Source organism: Candidatus Nanosynsacchari sp. TM7_ANC_38.39_G1_1 (assembly GCF_004138385.1).
The window spans coordinates 1-3,629 of the sequence record NZ_PQNZ01000064.1 but is presented as its reverse complement, the minus strand read 5'-3'; the positions used below and the strand labels follow the sequence as shown (position 1 = coordinate 3,629).

Sequence of the window (3,629 nt, the reverse complement as noted above, 5' to 3'; positions counted from 1 at the left end):
GCGCTGAGCACGAAGAATCAGCCCGCGACACCCAAAAACGGGCTTCGCCCAAAATCATTGGTGCAGTTACGTTTTTGGCCTTTGTTGCCGTGGGTAGCGTGCCGGTATTACCCTACCTGGTCGACGTGGTCGCCAGCTTAAAAACGCCAAGCACCAGCCTATTTTATGTCAGCTCTGCACTGACAGCGGTCGCTTTCCTGGCGATTGGTTTCACTAAAGGCAAAGTTGGCAATCAGTCGCCGTGGCGAGAAGCCGCCATCACCCTTCTCCTCGGCGCAGTCGCCGCTGGACTGGCCTACTTTGCCGGCGATGTATTGGCGGCGTGGTTGGGCGTTAAATTGTAGTGAACAGCGAGTAATTTTAAAATGAAGTCGTTGAGGTGATGGCGGTATTTCAGCGCGTTAACCTGCAGCTATCATTAATAAGTAACCGCACTCGGTCTAGCTAACCGTATGAGATACAAGATTTCTTTTGAGAATGTAAGGTTCTTGCACATTCTTATGTAAGCGGCAGTTGTCTGGAATAAAGGATTCTTTTATTGTGCAATATAGCTATCTGTTTGCAAACTCCACCGCCGCCTCGGCATGAATGCAAGTGGTGTCAAAGATTGGTAGTTCGACATCAGTTTGTCGGATGAGTAACGGTATCTCGGTACAGCCAAGAATAACGCCTTCTGCGCCTTGAGCCTGAAGCTCGGCAATAATGCGACGGTATTCCTGGCGCGATTGGTCGTTAATATCACCAACACACAATTCATTGTAAATCACGTCATGAACAATTTGACGATCAGCTTCGTTTGGTACAATAACTTCCAAGCCAAATTTATCTTGCAAACGGCCCTTATAAAAATCCTGTTCCATGGTAAATTTCGTGCCAAGCAGTGCAACCTTCGAAAAACCGTGTGACAAAATCTGCTCTGCCGTAGCGTCCGCGATATGTAGCAGTGGTAAATCAACTTGTGCCGTGATATCATCCGCCATTTTATGCATAGTATTAGTACAAATCAATAAAAAGTCCGCACCGCCTGATTGCAGTTGCCGTGCTGCATCAATCATCATAGTTGTTAGTTGCGCCCAATTACCTTTGGCCTGTAGTTCCTCAATTTCATGAAAGTCAAACGAGAATAACAAACTTTTTGCTGAGTGTAGCCCGCCCATAATTTCTTTGGTTTTCTCATTAATGATACGATAATATTCCTGAGATGACTCCCAGCTCATACCGCCAATCATACCGATGGTCTTCATACTACCTCCACAAATTAATTTGTGTTAATTATAACAACTAATATCACACCGAACAACCACCTCAACAAGAGATCTTTATAATATATTCGCACACTGTTTATTCATCAAACCTTAATTCTGCAAGTTTCTCGATATTCATGCCGACATCTTTATACAAATCGGAAGTGCTCTTCATCGTCAAATCATCCTCGGCGTAGCCCAAAAGTTTCGCAGTATTTATCACTTCCTTCGCGCTATTACCTTCTATCTCAATGTAAGGTTTTAGCTTTGGCCAGCGGTCAATGACGACCTGGACGCCACCAAGGTTATATTCTTGCCGTTTGTTTTCTTGATAGCCACGTGGTTTGATGCCAATCTTTGCTAGTATCTCCAGTGTCGTTTCTAGGTCAGAGACTTCAACTTCCCATTCGTGAGTACCATCAATAGCCTCGGCGGTTATTTCTTTGACAGTCAGAGTAGCGTGTTGCCCATCAGAACGCAACCGGACCCAGCGATTTGGTGTTACCGGAATTGTATCAAATACATAACGGCGGAAATTATAACTACCAATCTCTTTGGCGCCAAGCCTCGCCAACTTTACCGCAATATCAGCTGGGATAACATCGTATATTTTAGCTTCATACTCTATGTTTGACACAAAAATCCTTTCATAATCTCATATCACCATCTTGGCTCACGTAATTCTTGGCACCGCTGCGGTACATGGCGGAAGGTTTATTTTTGTCATCAAACTCATACTTCATCAGCTCGCCAAAGTAGCTAAAATGACTGCTTTTTGCAATTTTTAGAGTGGCGTCATCGACTATTTCCAGTTCTTCAGCCATGTTGAATGGTTGCCAATCATTAGACCATAAGCCCCTCAAGCCTTTTGCCGTATCAACGACTTCATACACACCATAATCATTGGCAAACCGCGCTTCAAACTTGCGACGGTTTTTATCAGAAGCATCACCAAATTGATCAATAATTTCTAGTATCGAATTTGTAATCATTGCTGGCGCTGTATCATACGCGTTCGCCAACACCGAAACGGCTATTCCACCATCAAGCTGTAAACACGTATTGCTGATGAATCCTGGACAGCCACCACTGTGACCGACAATCCGCTTGCTGCTTTTATCCTTTTTTATATCCAAGCCCAGCCCGTAGCTACCTGCATTCGCATCATCAGCAACTTGCCACGATGGGCGCTGCATTTCCCGTTTGGAAGCATCACTCAATAGTTTGCCTGAGCCGACTTGCAGCGCAGCAAAGAATTTTACCAAGTCATGCGCCGTTGAGCAAAATCCCGTGGCTGGCTGCAATACACCAGTTGTGATGTGCTGAAACGGACGGCGCTGCTGGCGTAAATCAAACCTACCGTAGCCAGTTGCCATTTGTAAATCCGGCGAATATTCCGCAGCGGTTTGTGTTAAGTTAAGTGGCATGATGATATTTTCCGCCACAACATCAGCGTACGATTTGCCGCTAGCTTGCTCAATCACCAAACCGAGCAAACCAAAACCAAAATTGGAATACTTGAACTCAGAATTTGGCTCAAACACCAGTTTTGACTTCATGATTTGCTGCTTGAATTCATCTTCATTTGGAAATGCTCCTTGAAACTGCCAAAAGCCTGACGCCTGGCCGTCACGAATCACGCCTGCTGAGTGGCTCAACAATTGACGCAAGGTTACGTCACGCCAACGCTGGTCGCTATGCTGCGCCAGCCACGGTAGATGTGCCGTCACTAAGTCATCGATGCGTAACTTGCCGCGCTCTTGTAGCTGCATTACGGCCGTGGCGGTAAAAGTTTTTGAGTGTGAGGCGACGTGAAAGAGGTGATCGGTCGTTAATGTTTCGTTGTGTTCTATATTTGCCAGACCGTAGGCTTTATGAAAAACCACCTCGCCGTCTTTGGCTATCGCCACCGTAAATCCCGGCCAGCGCGCCCACTGGCTGCGCAGCATTAGCCATGAGTCAGTGAACTTTAGCGTTCGTTTAGGAATTGATTTCATAACTTATTTACACCTCCTCAGATATACATTCCTTATGGCCACCACTTCAGCACAAAATCCCGGTAGCCTGGCGCAATTTTGTCAGTAGCTTCGACTTCTGTTCGCGTCAGCCAAACTATACGTTCCTCGCCGCCATCACACGCTCGGTCCGGTATTTCGATGTTACCGTCAACCATAGCCGTGTAGCCAAGAATAATTTTATGGTCTTTGACGGCACTACCTCGCGGATAGCGCATATAGAAATCAGCCGGTGTCGCATCGATGGTGATACCCAGCTCCTCGCGCAGCTCTCGCTCTAGCGCCACGTCAGGCGTTTCGCCAGCGTCAATATGTCCGCCCGGCAAGCCAAAGCCATCATCGTGCGGATAATACATCAGTAGCACACGCT

At 46.5% G+C, this 3,629-nt stretch carries 5 protein-coding genes; 1 reads left to right on the top strand and 4 read right to left on the bottom strand.

Going from position 1 to position 3,629, the window contains the following annotated elements; translation table 11 throughout:
- The coding region (locus tag G1ANC_RS03885; RefSeq protein ID WP_195157093.1) for a VIT1/CCC1 transporter family protein at window positions 1-344 on the top strand (344 nt) is incomplete at its 5' end.
- Between the two features lie 207 nt (window positions 345-551).
- On the opposite strand, the gene G1ANC_RS03880 is transcribed toward G1ANC_RS03885, so the two are convergent.
- The 4 genes from G1ANC_RS03880 to G1ANC_RS03865 form a co-directional block, all read right to left on the bottom strand.
- On the bottom strand, window positions 552-1,244 hold the full coding sequence (locus G1ANC_RS03880; RefSeq protein WP_129693688.1) for an aspartate/glutamate racemase family protein: 693 nt from the start codon (window positions 1,242-1,244) through the stop codon (window positions 552-554).
- A 97-nt stretch (window positions 1,245-1,341) separates the two neighbouring features.
- Window positions 1,342-1,881, bottom strand: coding sequence for a class IV adenylate cyclase (locus tag G1ANC_RS03875; protein WP_129693687.1), 540 nt, complete (start codon window positions 1,879-1,881; stop codon window positions 1,342-1,344).
- 10 nt (window positions 1,882-1,891) lie between these two features.
- Complete coding sequence (locus G1ANC_RS03870; protein ID WP_129693686.1) at window positions 1,892-3,241, bottom strand: serine hydrolase; 1,350 nt, start codon at window positions 3,239-3,241, stop codon at window positions 1,892-1,894.
- Between the two features lie 32 nt (window positions 3,242-3,273).
- A partial coding sequence (locus tag G1ANC_RS03865; protein WP_164998027.1) for an NUDIX domain-containing protein occupies window positions 3,274-3,629 on the bottom strand: 356 nt, incomplete at its 5' end.

Excerpts from the sequence above, each read along its gene's own strand:
- G1ANC_RS03880 (WP_129693688.1), bottom strand. The coding sequence starts at position 1,244 with ATGAAGACCATCGGTATGATTGGCGGTATGAGCTGGGAGTCATCTCAG.
- G1ANC_RS03870 (WP_129693686.1), bottom strand. The coding sequence starts at position 3,241 with ATGAAATCAATTCCTAAACGAACGCTAAAGTTCACTGACTCATGGCTA.